Below are 16,958 nucleotides of genomic sequence, written 5' to 3'. Positions count from 1 at the left end.
GTGGCCGTCCCGAAGATCGTGCTGTTCTACAAGTTCACGCCGCTGGCCGACCCGGAGGCGATCCGGTTGTGGCAGTACACCCTCGCGTCGGCGCACAACCTGACCGGGCGCATCCTGATCTCCGCGCACGGCATCAACGGCACCGTCGGCGGGGACATCGGCGACGTCAAGAAGTACGTGCGGGGGCTTCGCGGCTATGCCCCGTTCAAGGACACCGACGTGAAGTGGTCGGACGGCACCGGCACCGATTTCCCGCGGTTGTCGGTGAAGGTGCGCCGCGAGATCGTCACCTTCGGGGTGCCGGACGAGGTCAAGGTCGACGAGCACGGCGTCGTCGGTGGCGGCGAGCATCTGTCGCCGCTGGCGTTGCACGCGCTGATGTCCGACCGCGACGACGTGGTGTTCTTCGACGGCCGTAACCGGTTCGAAGCCCGGATCGGCCGGTTCCGGGATGCGATCGTGCCGGACGTGGCCACGACCCGCGATTTCGTCGCCGAACTCGACAGCGGCCGCTACGACCATCTCAAGTCGCGACCGGTGGTCACCTACTGCACCGGTGGGGTGCGGTGCGAGGTGCTGTCGGCGTTGATGCGCAACCGCGGGTTCGACGAGGTGTACCAGCTCGACGGTGGCATCGTCCGTTACGGGGAGACGTTCGGGGACGGCGGCCTCTGGGAGGGTTCGCTGTATGTGTTCGACGGCCGGGTGAACGTCGACTTCTCCTCGGACGCGGTGACCCTGGGCACGTGTTCGCTGTGCGAGGCGCCGACCTCGCGGTACCGCAACCATCCGGATGTCAACGGGCGCGCGCAGACGCTGGTGTGTGAGACCTGCGTGCCCGATCCGGTCGGTCCCTGACCGTGTCCGCCGCGCCGCTGCCGATCCGGGACGGGCTCGGCCCGGATCGGGTGCGGATGCCCGCCGGCGCGGCCGCGCGCACCGTCGTCGAGTTCCTGCACACCGCGCACCCCGGGGAGGACTGGTCCGCGCGGATCGCGGCCGGGGAACTGGTCGACGAGCACGGTCGGGCCGTCGACGGCGACACCCGGTATCAGCCGACCCGGTTCGTGTACTTCTACCGGGATCCGCCGCCGGAGGTGCCGGTGCCGTTCGCCGTGGAGGTGCTGCACCACGATGCGGGGTTGGTGGTGGTCGACAAGCCGCATTTCCTGGCGACGATCCCGCGGGGTGCGCACATCCGGGAGTCGGTGGTGGTGCGGTTGCGCCGCGACTTGGACCTGCCGGATCTGGTGCCGGTGCATCGCCTGGATCGGATGACCGCCGGGGTGCTGTTGTGCACCACGGATCCGGCGTTGCGCCGCCCCTATCAGGAGTTGTTCGAACGGCAGCGCGTCCGCAAGGTGTACGAGGCGATCGCCCCGTACCGGCCCGGCGTGGAGTTCCCGCGGGTGGTGCGCAGTCGCATCCGGAAGCGGCACGGTGAGCTCACCGCCGTCGAGATACCGGGGGAACCGAACTCCGAAACGCGCATCGAACTGGTCGAACACGCCGGTGACCGGGCCCGGTACCGGTTGTTTCCGCGCACCGGGCGCACCCATCAGCTGCGGCTGCACCTGAACTCGCTGGGGGCGCCGATCGTCGGGGACAACTTCTATCCGCAGTTCCGGCGCCGCGCGCCGGGGGATTTCACCGATCCGCTGCGGCTGCTCGCGCGCACCGTCGAGTTCGACGATCCGATCACCGGGCGGACCCGGCGGTTCGACAGTCGCCGGGCGCTGGAATTCTGAGCGGGGACGCCGCGCGCACGGCATCGGCCCGGCCATGAAACAATGGGCTCCCGTGAAGACCTTCGAATCCCTGTTCGCCGAGCTGTCCGAGCGTGCCGTGACCCGTCCCGCGGGTTCCGGTACCGTCGCCGCATTGGACGCCGGCGTCCATGCGCAGGGCAAGAAGGTGATCGAGGAGGCCGGCGAGGTGTGGATCGCCGCCGAGTACCAGAGCGACGAGGAACTGGCCGAGGAGATCTCGCAGCTTCTGTACTGGGTGCAGGTGCTGATGGTGGGGCGCGGTCTGAAGCTCGAGGACGTCTACAAGCATCTGTGATCGTGGATCGATCCCAGTCTGTTTGCCCGACCGTCCCGCCCCCGTTGTCGCTGTTTCCCCAGAGAGGCCGAGTTTTCTATGCTGCGCGTCGCCGTCCCCAACAAGGGTTCCCTGTCCGAGTCCGCCGCCGAGATCCTCAGTGAGGCCGGGTACCGGCGTCGCACCGATTCGCGGGATCTGACGGTGCTCGACCCGGTCAACGAGGTCGAGTTCTTCTTCCTGCGTCCGAAGGACATCGCGATCTATGTCGGGTCCGGTGAGCTGGATCTGGGGATCACCGGCCGTGACCTGGCCGGGGATTCCGGTGCTCCGGTGTCCGAGCGGTTGTCGCTCGGGTTCGGTCGGTCCTCGTTCCGGTATGCCGCGCCGAAGGGCAAGGACTGGAAGGTCGAGGATCTGGCGGGCCTTCGGATCGCCACGTCGTACCCGAATCTGGTGCGGAAGGATCTCGCGGCGCGGGGTCTCGAGGCGACGGTGATCCGGCTCGACGGTGCGGTGGAGATCTCGATTCAGCTCGGTGTCGCCGATGCGATCGCCGATGTCGTCGGTTCGGGTCGCACGCTGCGCCAGCACGAGCTGGTGGCGTTCGGGGAATCGCTGTGCGATTCGGAGGGTGTGCTGATCGAGCGGGAGGGGTCGAACCACGACGATGCGGCCCGGAATCAGCTGATCGCCCGGATCGAGGGTGTCGTGTTCGCCCAGCAGTACGTGATGCTCGACTACGACTGCCCGAAGACGCTGCTGGATGCGGCGGTGCAGGTCACCCCGGGCCTGGAGTCGCCGACGCTGTCGCCGCTGGCCGACGAGTCGTCCGTGGCGGTGCGGGCGATGGTGCCGCGCAAGGGGCACAATGCGGTGATGGACCGGCTCGCCGAGATCGGGGCCCGCGCGATCCTGGCGTCGGATATCCGGTCGTGCCGGGCGATGCGCGGCGTCGACTGACCCACATCGAGGACCGTTCCGCGGCGCCACTCCTGGTCGGGGTGGCGCCGCGGCGTCGTGGGGGCAGGGTCAGCGGGCGCGGACCTGCACGTTCTGGTGAATGCGGCCGACGGCACCGTGCTCGTCGTACAGCGATCCGGCGGTCATGCCGACTCCGTCGGGACCGTAGGAGGTTTCGGCGCGGATGCCGGTCCAGTCGCCGGTGGGGGCGCGGAACAGGTGCACGGTCAGTTCGGTGTTGAGGAACAGCCATTTGCCGGGGTGCAGCTTCGATCCGACACCGTTGGCGACGTCGGCGACGCTGAACATTTTCTCGAGTCCGGTGGGGGTTTCGCCTTCGACGAGGGCGGTGTCGGTGCGTAGCCACGCGGAGGCGGGTCCGGGGCGACCGAGCGGGGTGAGGAGCCGCCAGTCGAGGGTTTCGACGTAGCCGGTGTGCCAGAAGAATCCCTCGGGTTCGGCGGGTGCGGCTTGGGATACCGGGGGCAACGGTTCGTCGGCGGCGTTGGCGACCGCGGGCAGGTCGACGGTTTCCAGTCGCCACGCGGAGCCGCGTGCCACGGCGCGGCCGGTGCCGTCGGGGCCGGCGGCCCACAGTTCGGCGACGACGAGTTCGATCTTGCGGCCGGGACGTTCGATCCAGGACCGCACTTCGATGTCGGTGAGCGGAACGGGTCCGAGCAGGTCGATGGTGATGCGGGTCAGCCGCGTGTTGGGGCGGGCGCCGCACCGGTCCAGGGCGCGGGCGAGCAGCGCCGAGGGGGGAGCACCGTGCTGCAGGGTGGTGCCCCAGGTGCTGACGGTGCGGTCGGTGGGGCGGAACCACTCGGTGTGGACTGCGCTGTCGGTGGTGCCGGCCGGGCCGGTTGTCGGCACATAGTAGGCCGCGTCGCTCACTTGCGTTCTCTCCTCGTGGTTTCGCGGCGGGCCCGAGGGTGGGCCGCCGTCCGACGATGATGACACCGCGTGCCGGACGCGGGCGGTGCCGGGTGGGGTGTGTGCAGCGACGGTGCGGGGACCTGGCAGGCTGTGGGACGGTCCGGCGAGTGCTCCGGGCCGTTTCGACGGGCGAGCAGACGAGGGTGGACACGGCGATGGCAGCAGGCGGACTCGGGCGTAGCGGACCGTTCCAGGTCGGTGATCGCGTGCAGTTGACCGACGCCAAGGGCCGCAAGTACACCGTGGTGCTCGAGCCGGGCAAGGAGTTCCACACCCATCGTGGCGGGATCGTGCACGACGATCTGATCGGCACCGACGAGGGTGTGGTGGTGACTTCGACGAACGGCACCCCGTATCTGGCGTTGCGTCCGCTGCTGGTCGACTACGTGATGTCGATGCCGCGTGGTGCGCAGGTGATCTATCCGAAGGACGCCGCGCAGATCGTGCAGGAGGGCGACATCTTTCCTGGGGCGACGGTGCTCGAGGCGGGTGCCGGCTCGGGGGCGTTGACGTGTTCGCTGCTGCGGGCGGTCGGGTCGAGTGGCAGGGTGATCTCGTACGAGGTGCGCGACGATCATCTCGTGCACGCCGAGCGCAACGTGACCACGTTCTTCGGGGAACGCCCGGAGAACTGGACGACGCGGCTGGCCGATCTGGCGGACTACGACGTGGAGGTCGACGGCCGGGTCGATCGGGTGGTGCTGGACATGCTCGCGCCGTGGGATGTGCTGGAGACGGTGAAGAAGGCGTTGGTGCCCGGCGGGGTGCTCATCGTCTATGTGGCGACGACGACGCAGTTGTCGCGGGTGGTGGAGGCGCTGCGGGAGCAGACGTGCTGGACCGAGCCGCGGTCGTGGGAGTCGATGGTGCGCGGCTGGCACGTGGTGGGCCTGGCGGTGCGTCCGGAACATCGGATGCAGGGGCACACCGCGTTTCTGGTCAGTGCTCGCCGGTTGCAGGACGGGGTGGAGACCCCGAAGCCGCAGCGCCGGCCCAGCAAGGGCTGAGCGTCCCGTGGCCCGGTCGGGCCGGGCCACGGCGTGCCGGACTCAGTTGCAGGGCAGGTGGCCCATCTCGAGGATCGGGCAGATGCTGTCGCCGGCGATGATCCACCGGCCGTCGACCTGTTCGAACGTCAGCGGCATGGGGGCGCCGCCGTGCGGACCGGCGATCTGGGTGGAGGCGGTGACCGTGTCGTCGTCGACGGGGGTGACCTCACCGACGGTGCCGGTCAGCGGGTAGCCGGCGAGCACACCGTTGAACTGTTCGAGCACGGCGGTGCGTTCGGAGCCGTGCTCGAGCACGGCGGCCTTGGCCTCGACGGGGGCGGCCGGGTCGAAGAAGATCGTCACCTGCTGCTGCAGGACGTCGGCGGTGACCGGGGCGGTGGCGGCCGCGTCGGTCGAGGCGCTCGTCGTCGCGGTGGCGGCGTTCTCGGTGGAGTCGTCGGTGGCGCTGCACGCGGTGAGGGCCGTGAGGGCGGCGGCGGACGCGGCGACGGCGGCGATCTTGCGGATGGTCACGGAGGACACCTTTCGTGTGAACCGTCGAAACGGAAAAGATAGGCAAGGCTAACATCGCGTGCCGGTGGTTCCCGTGCCGAGCGTGTGAGTACTGCGACACGTGCTCGGAACACGGCTGTTTCGTGTCCCCCCGCACTTTGGCCGGACTGCCGGTAGCGTGGAAAGACCCACAGTGGAGGGAGTCGCACATGTCAGAGAACCCGGATTCGGTCGCCGCCCGTGAGATCGACGAATTGCGAACCGAGGTCGCCGCGTTGCGGCGCCGGCTCGCCGAGCCGTCCGACCAGGTACGCGATCTCGAGGCCCGCCTCGACTCCCTGACCGTCCGCAACGGCAAGCTGATGGAGACGCTCAAAGAGGCCCGTCAACAGCTGATCACCCTCCGGGAGGAGGTGGACCGGCTCGGGCAGCCCCCGAGCGGATACGGGGTGCTGCTGAGCACCTTCGAGGATCAGACCGTCGACGTGTTCACGTCGGGCCGCAAGATGCGGGTGGCGGTGTCGCCGAATCTCGACACCGGCGACTTCGAACCCGGCCAGTCGGTGCGCCTGAACGAAGCGCTCACCGTCGTCGAAACCGGCGGGTTCGAGCGGGTCGGGGAGATCACCGCCCTGCGTGAGCTGCTCGACGACGGCACCCGCGCCCTGGTGGTCGGGCACGCGGACGAGGAACGTGTGGTGTGGCTGGCCGCGCCGCTGGCCGCCGCCGCCGCACGCACCCTGGACCCGGCGAACGCCGACAGCGCCGACACCGAGGACGGTTTCAAGCTGCGCCCCGGCGATTCCCTGCTGGTCGACAGCAAGGCCGGATACGCGTTCGAACGGATCCCGAAGGCGGAGGTCGAGGACCTCGTCCTCGAGGAGGTTCCGGACGTCGACTACAGCGACATCGGTGGTCTGGGCCGGCAGATCGAGCAGATCCGCGACGCGGTGGAGTTGCCGTTCCTGCACAAGGACCTGTTCCGCGAGTACGCGCTGCGTCCCCCCAAGGGGGTGCTGCTGTACGGGCCGCCCGGGTGCGGTAAGACGCTGATCGCGAAGGCGGTGGCGAACTCGCTGGCGAAGAAGATCGCCGAGGCCCGCGGTGAGGATTCGAAGGAAGCCAAGTCGTACTTCCTCAACATCAAGGGCCCGGAGCTGCTCAACAAGTTCGTCGGCGAGACCGAGCGGCACATCCGGATGATCTTCCAGCGGGCACGGGAGAAGGCATCCGAGGGCACCCCGGTGATCGTGTTCTTCGACGAGATGGACTCGATCTTCCGGACCCGCGGGTCGGGGGTGTCCTCCGACGTGGAAACCACCGTGGTGCCGCAGCTGCTGTCGGAGATCGACGGTGTCGAAGGCCTCGAGAACGTCATCGTCATCGGCGCGTCCAACCGGGAGGACATGATCGACCCGGCGATCCTGCGACCGGGCCGCCTGGACGTGAAGATCAAGATCGAACGGCCCGACGCGGAGGCGGCGCTCGACATCTTCTCGAAGTACCTGACCGATGCGTTGCCAGTGCACGCCGACGATCTCGCCGAGTTCGGCGGCGAGCGCGGTGCCTGCGTGCGGGCGATGATCGAGCGGGTCGTCGACCGGATGTACGCGGAGTCGGAGGAGAACCGGTTCCTGGAGGTCACCTACGCCAACGGCGACAAGGAGGTCCTGTACTTCAAGGACTTCAACTCCGGCGCGATGATCCAGAACATCGTCGACCGGGGCAAGAAATACGCGATCAAGTCGGTGCTCGAGACCGGCGCGCCGGGCCTGCGGGTGCAGCATCTGCTCGATTCGATCGTCGACGAGTTCGCCGAGAACGAGGATCTGCCCAACACCACCAACCCGGACGACTGGGCGCGCATCTCCGGGAAGAAGGGGGAGCGGATCGTCTACATCCGCACCCTGGTCACCGGCAAGAACGCCAGCACCAGCCGGGCGATCGACACCGAGTCGAACACCGGCCAGTACCTGTAGCGCGCCGCGGTGACGGGGGTCCGGGATCGACTCCGGGCCCCCGTCACCGCAGCAGGTCGCCCAGCAGCGTCCGGGTGTCCGGCGCGAACGGCCACGCCGGGTCGCGCAGATGCGTGCGCAACTCGTCGAGGGTCCACCACCAGCCGGCGGCGATCTCGCTGACCTGGTGGGTCACCGGGCCTTCCCAGCAGGCTTCGAACGCCCACAGGTGACAGCGCAGCGGATGCCCCTGCCAGCGGCCGTCCCACGCGACGGTGGCGAGGGGCGTCAACACGACCCCGGTCACGCCGAGTTCCTCGGCCAGCTCCCGGCGGGCCGCGTCGATCGGGGCTTCCCCCGGGTCGATGACCCCACCGGCGAGACAGTCGTGGTGCGCCGCGAACACCGCCTTGTCGACGCTGCGACGGTGCACGTAGATCCGGGTGCGGTCCGGCGAGCGCAGCAGCACCCCGGCGCTGCCGTGCCACAGCCCCTGCGCGTACACCTGCGAGCGCGGTGCCTGCCCGGTGCAGCGGCCGGCGGCGTCGTACACGGCGACGAGTTCGTCGGAGCCGCGCTCGAACCAGGGAGTCGCATCCATTGGGATCATGCTGCCACCCGTTCCCGGGCCGCAGCCGGGCGGCGTAGCGTCGGGACGGTGCGGTCGGCGTACCGCCCGGAGGGAGACCCGATGCCTCTGCCCGCCACCCTGGCCCGGTTCAACCGGGTCGTCACCAATCGCCTGATGCGACCGCTGGCGGCACACCTGCCGTTCCTGGCGGTCGTCGAACACCGCGGTCGCCGGTCCGGCCGGCTCTACCGCACCCCCGTCAACGTCTTCGTCGACGACGACCGCTACCGGTTCGCGCTGACCTACGGCACCGGCGTGGACTGGCTGCGCAACGTGCGGGCCGCCGGCGGCTGCACCGTGATCACCCGCGGTCGCACGGTGTCCCTGACGAACCCGCGGCCGGGCCACGATCCGGCCGCGGCGTGGGCGCCGACGCCGGTGCGGTGGGTGCTCACCACCCTCGGCGCGGGCGACTACCTGGACTGCACCGTCGCACGCTGATCGGGCCGCCGCGCACCCGACCTGCCGACGATCCCCTAATGTCGATGCCATGCAGCGGATCATCGGTATCGAGGTCGAGTACGGGATCTCCTCACCCAACGAACCCACGGCGAACCCGATCCTGACCTCCACCCAGGCGGTGCTGGCCTACGCGGCGGCCGAGGGGGTGCCGCGCGCCAAGCGCACCCGGTGGGACTACGAGGTGGAATCGCCGCTGCGGGACGCCCGAGGATTCGACCTGGGCCGGTTCAACGGCCCGGCCCCGATCATCGACGCCGACGAGGTTGGCGCCGCCAACATGATCCTCACCAACGGGGCGCGGCTGTACGTCGACCATGCGCACCCGGAGTATTCGGCGCCGGAGGTCGCGGACCCGCTGGACGCGGTGATCTGGGACAAGGCCGGCGAACGCGTGATGGAGGCCGCGGCGCGGCACGCGTCGAGCGTGCCCGGCGCGCCGCGCCTGCAGCTGTACAAGAACAACGTCGACGGCAAGGGCGCCTCGTACGGCACCCACGAGAACTACCTGATGTCGCGGGACACCCCGTTCTCGGCGGTGGTGGCGGGCCTGACCCCGTTCTTCGCGTCCCGTCAGGTGATCTGTGGGTCCGGCCGGGTGGGGATCGGCCAATCCGGGGACGAGGCCGGCTTCCAGTTGTCGCAGCGCGCCGACTACATCGAGGTCGAGGTAGGGCTCGAAACGACCCTCAAGCGGGGCATCATCAACACCCGCGACGAACCGCACGCCGACGCCGACAAGTACCGGCGGCTGCACGTGATCATCGGTGACGCGAACCTGGCGGAGACGGCGACGTACCTGAAGGTCGGCACCACGGCGCTGGTGCTGGATCTGATCGAGGCGGGTGTCGACCTGTCGGATCTGCAGTTGGCGCGGCCGGTCACCGCGGTGCACCACATCAGCCACGATCCGACGCTGCGCAAGACGGTGGCGTTGGTCGACGGGCGGGAGCTGACCGGTCTGGCGTTGCAGCGGATCTATCACGAGCGGGTCGCGAAGTTCCACGACGGCACCGACGACGCCCGGGTGCTCGACGTGCTCGATCAGTGGGCGCGGGTGCTGGATCTGCTCGAACGCGACCCGATGGACTGCGCGGACCTGCTGGACTGGCCGGCGAAGCTGCGGCTGCTCGAGGGTTTCCGGAACCGGGAGGGCCTGGCGTGGTCCGCGCCGCGGCTGCATCTGGTGGATCTGCAGTACTCGGACGTGCGCCTGGACAAGGGCCTGTACAACCGGCTCGTGGCCCGCGGGTCGATGAAACGTCTGGTGACCGAACAGCAGGTCCTCGACGCGGTGCATACCCCGCCTGCGGACACCCGGGCGTTCTTCCGCGGTGAGTGCCTGCGTCGGTTCGGGGCGGACATCGCCGCGGCCAGCTGGGATTCGGTGATCTTCGATCTCGGCGGCGAGTCGCTGGTGCGGATCCCGACGCTCGAGCCGCTGCGGGGCAGCCGCGCGCACGTCGGGGCGTTGCTCGATTCGGTGGATTCGGCGGCCGAGCTGGTGGACCAGCTCACGCACTGACCGGGCCGGGCGCGTGGCCGCCGACACACGGGCGCGCCGCACGCCAAGTCACCCTCGCTGTCGGGTCGGCTCGGTAGGGTGGAGTCCTGAGCGAGCTGGTGGTCCGTCCCGGTCGTCGACCGGAGCCGGACACCACAGTGATCGAGGAGGTCGCGGCTATGGCGCAGGAGCAGACCACACGCGGCGGTGGTGGCGACGACGACGAGGTCGTCGGCGACGGTGGTGCCGGTCAGGAACGGCGCGAGAAGCTGGCGTCGGAAACCGACGATCTTCTCGACGAGATCGACGACGTGCTCGAGGAGAACGCCGAGGACTTCGTGCGGGCCTATGTGCAGAAGGGCGGCCAGTGACAGCGGATCGTTCCCCACTTTCGTATCGCGAGGTGCAGCCCCGGCTGCACCTCGCGTCTCCGATGTCGTCGTTCACCGATCATCTGCGGATGCACGCCCCCGAGTTGTTGCCGGAGAACCGGTTCGCCGGTCAGCTCGGAACACTCGGTGACATGGCACCGCACGGGACGACCATCGTGGCGGTGACCTTCGACGGTGGGGTGCTGCTCGCCGGTGACCGGCGCGCCACGATGGGCAGCCTCATCGCGAGCCGCGACGTGGACAAGGTGCACATCACCGACGACTACTCCGCGGCCGGCATCGCCGGGACCGCGGGTCTGGCCGTGGAGATGGTGCGGCTGTTCGCGGTCGAACTCGAGCACTACGAGAAGATCGAGGGTGTGCCGTTGACGTTCGACGGCAAGGCCAACCGGCTCTCCTCGATGGTGCGCGGCAACCTCGGCGCGGCCATGCAGGGTCTGGCCGTGGTGCCGCTGTTGGTGGGGTTCGACCTCGACGCCACCGATCCGGGCCGCGCGGGCCGCATCGTTTCGTACGACGTGGTCGGCGGGCGATACGAGGAGCGCGCCGGGTATCACGCCGTCGGTTCGGGCTCGTTGTTCGCGAAGTCGTCGCTGAAGAAGCTGTTCCGGGCGGACGCGGACGAGCAGTACGCGCTGCGCAGCGCGGTGGAGGCGCTGTACGACGCGGCCGACGACGACAGCGGCACCGGTGGCCCCGACACGACCCGTGGTATCTATCCGACCGCGGCGGTGATCACCACCGCGGGCGCGACGATGGTGCCGGAAACGACGTTGTCCGAACTGGCCCGCGCGATCGTGGCCGACCGCACCGCAGGAGGTGGGCAATGACGCTGCCGTACTATGCGTCCGCCGAGCAGATCATGCGGGATCGCTCGGAGCTGGCCCGCAAGGGTATCGGCCGCGGCCGCAGCGTGATCGCCCTGATCTACGCGGACGGGGTGCTGTTCGTCGCGGAGAACCCGTCGAAGGCGCTGCACAAGATCAGCGAACTGTACGACCGGGTGGGATTCGCCGCGGTCGGGAAGTACAACGAGTTCGAGAGCCTGCGTCGTTCCGGGATCATGCACGCGGACATGCGCGGCTACGCGTACGACCGGCGGGACGTGACGGGACGGTCACTGGCGAACGCGTTCGCCTCCACGCTCGGGTCGATCTTCACCGATCAGCCCAAGCCGTACGAGGTGGAGATCTGCGTCGCCGAGGTGGGGCGATCCGACACCGACGATGCGCCGCAGCTGTATCGGATCACCTATGACGGTTCGATCGTCGACGAACCGCAGTTCGTGGTGATGGGCGGCACCACCGAGCCGATCGCGACCGCGTTGCGCGAGGCGTACCGGCCGGGTCTGGAGCTCGATGCCGCGGTCGCGGTGGCGGTGACGGCGCTGCAACGCGGCACCGGGACCGAGGCGGCGCCGCGGACCCTGGGAATCGGGGAACTCGAGGTCGCGGTGCTCGAGAAGCCGCGGCCGCGCCGCGCGTTCCGGCGGATCACCGGTGCGGCGCTCGAGTCGTTGTTGCCGGCTACCGGATCCGACACTTCACCGGCCGCGGACACGCCGACGGCCCCGGCCGATTCGGACACCGACACCGGAACGTCCGGTCAGGACACCTGATCCGGTAGCCGGTAGAGCGTCAACGCCGCCGGGGCACTGCGGAAATCGAACGCGGTGCCGTCGGCGACGACCTCGCCGTCGGTGGCCAGCGCCACCGGCGGCCCGTCGATCCGCACCGCCAGGGCGGCCACGTTCTGCTGAACGTACGTGGGGGATCGGTCCAAGCTGCCGGTGGCGACGGCGGTGAGCAGCCGCAGCCGCGACCACCGCCGGTCCGCACGCAGGTACCGCACGTCGAGGGTGCCGCCGGTCAGCGCGGGCCGCGACATCGGTATCCGATCGGTGGGGGTGTACCGGCCGTTGCCGACGAACAACAGCCACACCGCCCTCGGGGTGCCGTCGAGCCGCACCGTCAGCGGCGACGCGGTCGCCAGGACCCGCGCCATCGCCGCGGCCGCGGCCGGCCATTTGCCGATGCGCGGTTCCCATCGTTCCCGCAGCCGCACCGAATCCGGGTAGCCGCCGAGGCTGGCGGTGTTGACGAAGGTGTGCTCGGCACCGCCGGAGCCGGCCGCACCGGCGACGGTGACCCGCCCGAGGTCGATGCGGACGGCGTGACCGCCGGCGACGGCACGGATCGTGTCGCCCGGCTCGGCGGCGCCGGCGTCCCGCGCGAAGTGGTTGAGCGTCCCCCCGGGGAACACCGCCAGCGGCAGATCCGCGGCGACCGCCGCCCCGGCGACCGCGACGACGGTGCCGTCGCCGCCGTCGACGCCGAGCGCGACGGGTGCATGCTCGGTGAGCAGCCGGTCCAGTTCGGCCGCGAGGTCGCCGCCCTCGGGCAGGGTGACGATGCGGGCGTCCGGCAACGCCGCCCGCAACTCCCCGTGGTCGCTGTCGCCGTTCCCCGAACCGGGATTGACGACGACCAGCAGCCCGCGTCCGGTGGGCGCCGCCGGTGCCGCGGCCGCGGGCCCGGCGACCGCGGGTTCGTCGTCGCGCACCGCCCACCACCGGCGCGTGCCGAGCGCGATCGCGGTACCGACGGCCGCGCCGACCAGCACGTCGCTGGGCCAGTGCACCCCGGTGTGCACCCGCGAGTAGGCGACGGCGGCGGCCAGCGGCGCCACGACCGCGGCGGTCGCGGGGGATTCGAGGGCCACACCCGTGGCGAACGCGGCGGCGGACGCGGCGTGCCCGGACGGGAACGACGACGAGGTGGGCATGGGCACGGTCCGGCGCCGGAACTGCGGTTCGACGCGAGCCGGGGGACGACGACGCGGCAGCAGCGGTTTGAGGACACCGTTGGCGAGGGCGCTGGCCCCGGCCACCGACAGCAGGCCGCGGACCACGGCACGGCGGGGGGTGCCGCCGACGGCGATCCCGACCGCCGCGCACCCCATCCACAGCACGCTGTGGTCGGCGAGGCGGCTGAGAATCCGCAGCCCCGGGTCGGCGGGGGACGGGCGCAGCGCCCCGCTGCGTTCGAACAGGACACGGTCGGCGCGGATCCACCGGGCGGAATCGAACATCACAGGTTGACCGTAGATGCCGTTGCAGCCGATGGTCGCATCTTCGGAGCGGTACTGTCGAAGTGTGCAGCGACGAATCATGGGTATCGAGACGGAATTCGGCGTCACGTGTACCTTCCACGGGCATCGCCGACTGAGCCCGGACGAGGTGGCGCGCTACCTGTTCCGCCGGGTCGTGTCGTGGGGCCGCAGCTCCAATGTGTTCCTGCGCAACGGCGCGCGGTTGTACCTCGACGTGGGATCGCACCCGGAGTACGCGACCGCCGAGTGCGACGACCTGTTGCAGCTGGTCGAGCACGACCACGCCGGGGAGCGGGTCCTCGAGGATCTGCTCGTCGACGCCGAACAGCGTCTCGCCGAGGAGGGCATCGGCGGCGACATCTACCTGTTCAAGAACAACACCGACTCGGCCGGCAACTCGTACGGCTGCCACGAAAACTATCTGGTGGCGCGGGTGGGGGAGTTCTCCCGGATCTCCGATGTGCTGCTGCCGTTCCTGGTGACCCGGCAGTTGATCTGCGGAGCCGGGAAGGTGCTGCAGACCCCGAAGGCCGCGACGTTCTGCCTGTCGCAGCGCGCCGAACACATCTGGGAGGGTGTCTCGTCCGCGACGACCCGGTCCCGCCCGATCATCAACACCCGCGACGAACCACACGCCGACGCCGAGAAGTACCGGCGCCTGCATGTGATCGTCGGCGATTCGAACATGTCCGAGACCACCACGATGCTCAAGGTGGGGTCGGCGTCGCTGGTGCTCGAGATGATCGAGGCCGGTGTCGCGTTCCGGGATTTCGCGTTGGACAATCCGATCCGCGCGATCCGCGAGGTCAGTCACGACCTGACCGGGCGGCGCCCCGTGCGGCTGGCCGGGGGACGGCAGGCCAGCGCCCTCGACATCCAGCGCGAGTACCACGCGCGGGCCGTCGACTATCTGCGCAGCCGCGAACCGGACCCGCACGTGGCGCAGGTGGTGGACCTGTGGGGCCGGGTCCTCGATGCGGTCGAGTCGCAGGACTTCGCGAAGGTCGACACCGAGGTCGACTGGGTGATCAAGCGCAAACTGTTCCAGCGCTACCAGGACCGCTACAGCATGGAACTGTCCGACCCGAAGATCGCGCAGCTGGATCTGGCGTACCACGACATCAAACGCGGTCGTGGCGTGTTCGATCTGCTGCAGCGCAAGGGGCTGGCGGCCCGCGCCACCGACGACGAGGCCGTCGACGCCGCCGTGAACACGCCGCCGCAGACCACCCGCGCGAAGCTGCGCGGCGACTTCATCGCCGCGGCGCAGGCCGCGGGCCGGGACTTCACCGTCGACTGGGTGCACCTCAAGCTCAACGATCAGGCGCAGCGCACCGTGCTGTGCAAGGACCCGTTCCGGTCCGTCGACGAACGCGTGGAGCGGCTGATCGCCTCGATGTGACGCAGGTCGGGCGACCGAGCCTGCGGCCCGTGGCGGGCGTGGCACTAGGCTTGCCGGCGTGGCGATCTCGAAAGTCGAACGGCTGGTCAACCTGGTCATCGCGTTGCTGTCCACCCGCCAGTTCCTGACGGCGGAGAAGATCCGCGCGTCGGTTGCGGGATACGCGGACTCGGCGAGCGACGAGGCGTTCAGCCGGATGTTCGAGCGCGACAAGAACGAGCTGCGCGACCTGGGCATTCCGTTGGAGACGGGCATGCCGTCGCGGTACTCGACGGTCGAGGGCTATCGCATCAACCGGGACGCGTACGAGCTGCCCGACATCGAGCTGACCAGCGCCGAGACCGCGGCGGTCGCGGTGGCGGCGGCCCTGTGGTCGTCCCCGGAGCTGACCTCGGCGGCGCAGAGCGCGGTGCTGAAGCTGCGGGCGGCCGGGGTGCAGGTCGACGCCGACCCGACCGGCACGGTGACCTCGCTGCCGGCGCGGGCCCGCGGATCCGAACCGGCGCTGCACGCGCTGCTGGCCGCGATCGACGCGCGCCGCGTCGTGCAGTTCGACCATCGCGGGTCACCGACCGACCCGTGGACCCGGCGCACCGTCGAACCGTGGGGCATCGTCACGGTGCACGGCCGCTGGTATCTGGTCGGGCACGACCGCGACCGCGACGCGACCCGCACCTTCCGGCTCTCGCGCATCGGCGACGAGGTCACCGCGCTCGGTCCGGCCGGTGCGGTCACCATTCCGGAGGGGGTGGATCTGCGGGCGCGGGTGCTGGCGGCGACCAGCACCGGCGACGTCACCGGCGCGGCCCGGGTGTGGGTGCCGGACGGGCGGGCCACCGAGCTGCGCCGGCTCGGCACCGAAACCGAACGCCGCCGGATCGGGGAGCGCGACGGCACGGTGCTCGAGGTGCCGGTGCGCTCGTGGAGCTGGATCGCGCGGGTGATCGCCGGGCAGGGCGCCGACGCCCTGGTGCTGGCGCCGAACGAGTTGCGTGACCAGGTGCGGCACATCCTGACCCGGGTGGTCGCCGGCACGGCCGGAGAGGGCGAACGTTGAGCACACGACTGTCGGGGCGGCTGACGCGGCTGCTCAATCTGGTGCCGTACTTCACGGCGAACCCCGGGATCAGCGCGGCCGAGGCGGCCCGCGACCTGGGGGTGACCCCGAAGCAGATCATGGACGATCTGAACCAGCTTTGGGTGTGCGGCCTGCCCGGCTACGGGCCCGGCGACCTGATCGACCTGTCGTTGTCGGAGGACAGCATCGTGGTGACGTTCACCGCGGGCATCGACCGGCCGCTGCGGCTGACCTCGACGGAGGCAACGGCGCTGCTGGTGGCGCTGCGGTCGCTGCTGGAGATGCCCGGCGTGGTCGATCCGTCGGCGGCGCAGGGCGCGATCGCGAAGATCGAAGCGGCCGCGGGCAGCGCCGCCGCCGACCACGATGCCCCGCCGGCGGTGTCCGACGATCCGGTCGCGGCGACCGTGCGGGCCGCGGTGCACCACGGCCGGGCCCTGCACCTGACCTATTATTCGGCGTCGCGGGACACCGTCTCGGAGCGGGATGTCGATCCGATCCGGGTGGTGCTCATCGACGAGCACACCTACCTGCAGGCGTGGTGCCGCGCCGCGGAAGGGGTGCGGTTGTTCCGGTTCGACCGGATCGATGCGGCCGCGGAACTGCCCGAGCCGGCACGGCCGCCGGCCGCGGTCGACGACGAGGACAGCTTCGAGTTGTTCGAGGGGGACCCGACGCTGCCGGCGGCCCGGTTGCGCATCGATCCCGGCTACAGCTGGCTGATCGACTACTACCCCCTCACCGAGGTGCAACTGCAGCCCGACGGGTCGTGCACCGCGGTGCTGCGGTTCGCGTCGCCGGAGTGGATGACCCGGCTGGTGGTCGGTCTCGGTGCCGGGGTGACGGTGCTGGGGCCGGCGGATCTGGTGGCGGCGGTGCGGGCCCGCGCCGCGGCCGCGCTCGACGCGTACGACGCTCTCGCAGTCGACGAACCGGACCCGGGTCGTGTGACGGAACTGTGAACCTTCCGGGAACT

At 70.1% G+C, this 16,958-nt stretch carries 18 protein-coding genes; 14 read left to right on the top strand and 4 right to left on the bottom strand.

Translation table 11 applies throughout. The annotated features are described in order from the left end of the window. The 4 genes from trhO to hisG all read left to right on the top strand — a co-directional run bounded on the left by trhO (nucleotide 1) and on the right by hisG (nucleotide 3,006). On the top strand, nucleotides 1-858 hold the full coding sequence (trhO, locus tag RZ1_RS00730; RefSeq protein WP_072808290.1) for an oxygen-dependent tRNA uridine(34) hydroxylase TrhO: 858 nt from the start codon (nucleotides 1-3) through the stop codon (nucleotides 856-858). Between the two features lie 2 nt (nucleotides 859-860). Next, entirely contained in the window at nucleotides 861-1,748 is an 888-nt protein-coding gene (locus tag RZ1_RS00725; RefSeq protein WP_072808287.1) for a pseudouridine synthase, read from the top strand. 34 nt (nucleotides 1,749-1,782) lie between these two features. Beyond that, on the top strand, nucleotides 1,783-2,064 hold the full coding sequence (locus tag RZ1_RS00720) for a phosphoribosyl-ATP diphosphatase (RefSeq protein ID WP_171061469.1): 282 nt from the start codon (nucleotides 1,783-1,785) through the stop codon (nucleotides 2,062-2,064). A 78-nt stretch (nucleotides 2,065-2,142) separates the two neighbouring features. Then, on the top strand, nucleotides 2,143-3,006 hold the full coding sequence (gene hisG, locus RZ1_RS00715) for an ATP phosphoribosyltransferase (protein WP_072808281.1): 864 nt from the start codon (nucleotides 2,143-2,145) through the stop codon (nucleotides 3,004-3,006). Between the two features lie 69 nt (nucleotides 3,007-3,075). Here the strand turns inward: hisG and RZ1_RS00710 are convergent, their stop codons facing one another. After that, entirely contained in the window at nucleotides 3,076-3,903 is an 828-nt protein-coding gene (locus RZ1_RS00710) for a thioesterase family protein (protein WP_072808278.1), read from the bottom strand. Between the two features lie 197 nt (nucleotides 3,904-4,100). Between RZ1_RS00710 and RZ1_RS00705 the strand changes: the two genes are divergently transcribed. Further along, entirely contained in the window at nucleotides 4,101-4,952 is an 852-nt protein-coding gene (locus RZ1_RS00705) for a tRNA (adenine-N1)-methyltransferase (protein ID WP_072808722.1), read from the top strand. A 42-nt stretch (nucleotides 4,953-4,994) separates the two neighbouring features. Here RZ1_RS00705 and RZ1_RS00700 read toward each other — a convergent pair whose 3' ends face one another. Next, a complete protein-coding gene (locus tag RZ1_RS00700; RefSeq protein WP_072808275.1) occupies nucleotides 4,995-5,468 on the bottom strand; it encodes an MTB12 C-terminal domain-containing protein in 474 nt (157 codons plus the stop codon). 188 nt (nucleotides 5,469-5,656) lie between these two features. Here RZ1_RS00700 and arc point away from each other — a divergent pair, with 188 nt between their 5' ends. Beyond that, a complete protein-coding gene (gene arc / locus RZ1_RS00695) occupies nucleotides 5,657-7,426 on the top strand; it encodes a proteasome ATPase (RefSeq protein ID WP_072808272.1) in 1,770 nt (589 codons plus the stop codon). A 43-nt stretch (nucleotides 7,427-7,469) separates the two neighbouring features. Here the strand turns inward: arc and RZ1_RS00690 are convergent, their stop codons facing one another. Then, the gene (locus RZ1_RS00690; RefSeq protein WP_072808270.1) at nucleotides 7,470-8,006 is read right to left on the bottom strand and encodes an NUDIX domain-containing protein; all 537 of its coding nucleotides are present in this window, start codon (nucleotides 8,004-8,006) and stop codon (nucleotides 7,470-7,472) included. Between the two features lie 90 nt (nucleotides 8,007-8,096). On the opposite strand from RZ1_RS00690, the gene RZ1_RS00685 reads away from it, so the two are divergent. The 5 genes from RZ1_RS00685 (at nucleotide 8,097) to prcA (ending at nucleotide 12,009) form a co-directional block, all read left to right on the top strand. Beyond that, entirely contained in the window at nucleotides 8,097-8,477 is a 381-nt protein-coding gene (locus tag RZ1_RS00685) for a nitroreductase family deazaflavin-dependent oxidoreductase (RefSeq protein WP_072808267.1), read from the top strand. 49 nt (nucleotides 8,478-8,526) lie between these two features. Next, the gene (gene dop / locus RZ1_RS00680; RefSeq protein ID WP_072808265.1) at nucleotides 8,527-10,020 is read left to right on the top strand and encodes a depupylase/deamidase Dop; all 1,494 of its coding nucleotides are present in this window, start codon (nucleotides 8,527-8,529) and stop codon (nucleotides 10,018-10,020) included. Between the two features lie 158 nt (nucleotides 10,021-10,178). Further along, on the top strand, nucleotides 10,179-10,370 hold the full coding sequence (locus tag RZ1_RS00675; RefSeq protein WP_059384481.1) for a ubiquitin-like protein Pup: 192 nt from the start codon (nucleotides 10,179-10,181) through the stop codon (nucleotides 10,368-10,370). Then, nucleotides 10,367-11,221, top strand: a complete 855-nt coding sequence (gene prcB / locus RZ1_RS00670; RefSeq protein WP_072808262.1) for a proteasome subunit beta — start codon at nucleotides 10,367-10,369, stop codon at nucleotides 11,219-11,221. Before RZ1_RS00675 ends, prcB begins: the two co-directional genes overlap by 4 nt. Continuing rightward, nucleotides 11,218-12,009 carry a proteasome subunit alpha gene (gene prcA / locus RZ1_RS00665; RefSeq protein WP_072808259.1) on the top strand — a complete coding sequence of 264 codons (792 nt, stop codon included), beginning with the start codon at nucleotides 11,218-11,220 and terminating at the stop codon, nucleotides 12,007-12,009. The genes prcB and prcA overlap by 4 nt, the downstream gene beginning before the upstream one ends. On the opposite strand, the gene RZ1_RS00660 is transcribed toward prcA, so the two are convergent. After that, on the bottom strand, nucleotides 11,997-13,481 hold the full coding sequence (locus RZ1_RS00660) for a bifunctional phosphatase PAP2/diacylglycerol kinase family protein (RefSeq protein WP_072808720.1): 1,485 nt from the start codon (nucleotides 13,479-13,481) through the stop codon (nucleotides 11,997-11,999). The two genes, prcA and RZ1_RS00660, sit on opposite strands and share 13 nt — an antisense overlap. Nucleotides 13,482-13,545: 64 nt before the next feature. Here RZ1_RS00660 and pafA point away from each other — a divergent pair, with 64 nt between their 5' ends. From pafA to RZ1_RS00645, 3 genes are read left to right on the top strand one after another with little or no spacing between them, the layout of a single operon-like run. After that, nucleotides 13,546-14,904 (top strand): Pup--protein ligase, encoded by a 1,359-nt coding sequence (pafA, locus tag RZ1_RS00655; protein WP_218020423.1) that lies wholly within the window; start codon nucleotides 13,546-13,548, stop codon nucleotides 14,902-14,904. Nucleotides 14,905-14,962: 58 nt separating this feature from the next. Next, on the top strand, nucleotides 14,963-15,961 hold the full coding sequence (locus tag RZ1_RS00650) for a helix-turn-helix transcriptional regulator (protein ID WP_072808253.1): 999 nt from the start codon (nucleotides 14,963-14,965) through the stop codon (nucleotides 15,959-15,961). After that, complete coding sequence (locus RZ1_RS00645; RefSeq protein WP_072808250.1) at nucleotides 15,958-16,944, top strand: helix-turn-helix transcriptional regulator; 987 nt, start codon at nucleotides 15,958-15,960, stop codon at nucleotides 16,942-16,944. Before RZ1_RS00650 ends, RZ1_RS00645 begins: the two co-directional genes overlap by 4 nt. Nucleotides 16,945-16,958: the final 14 nt, after the last annotated feature.

The organism is Rhodococcus zopfii NBRC 100606 = JCM 9919 (assembly GCF_001895025.1).
Taxonomy (GTDB): domain Bacteria; phylum Actinomycetota; class Actinomycetes; order Mycobacteriales; family Mycobacteriaceae; genus Rhodococcus; species Rhodococcus zopfii.
The sequence above is the reverse complement of the archived record's forward strand: the minus strand, read 5'-3'. Positions and strand labels throughout refer to the sequence as shown.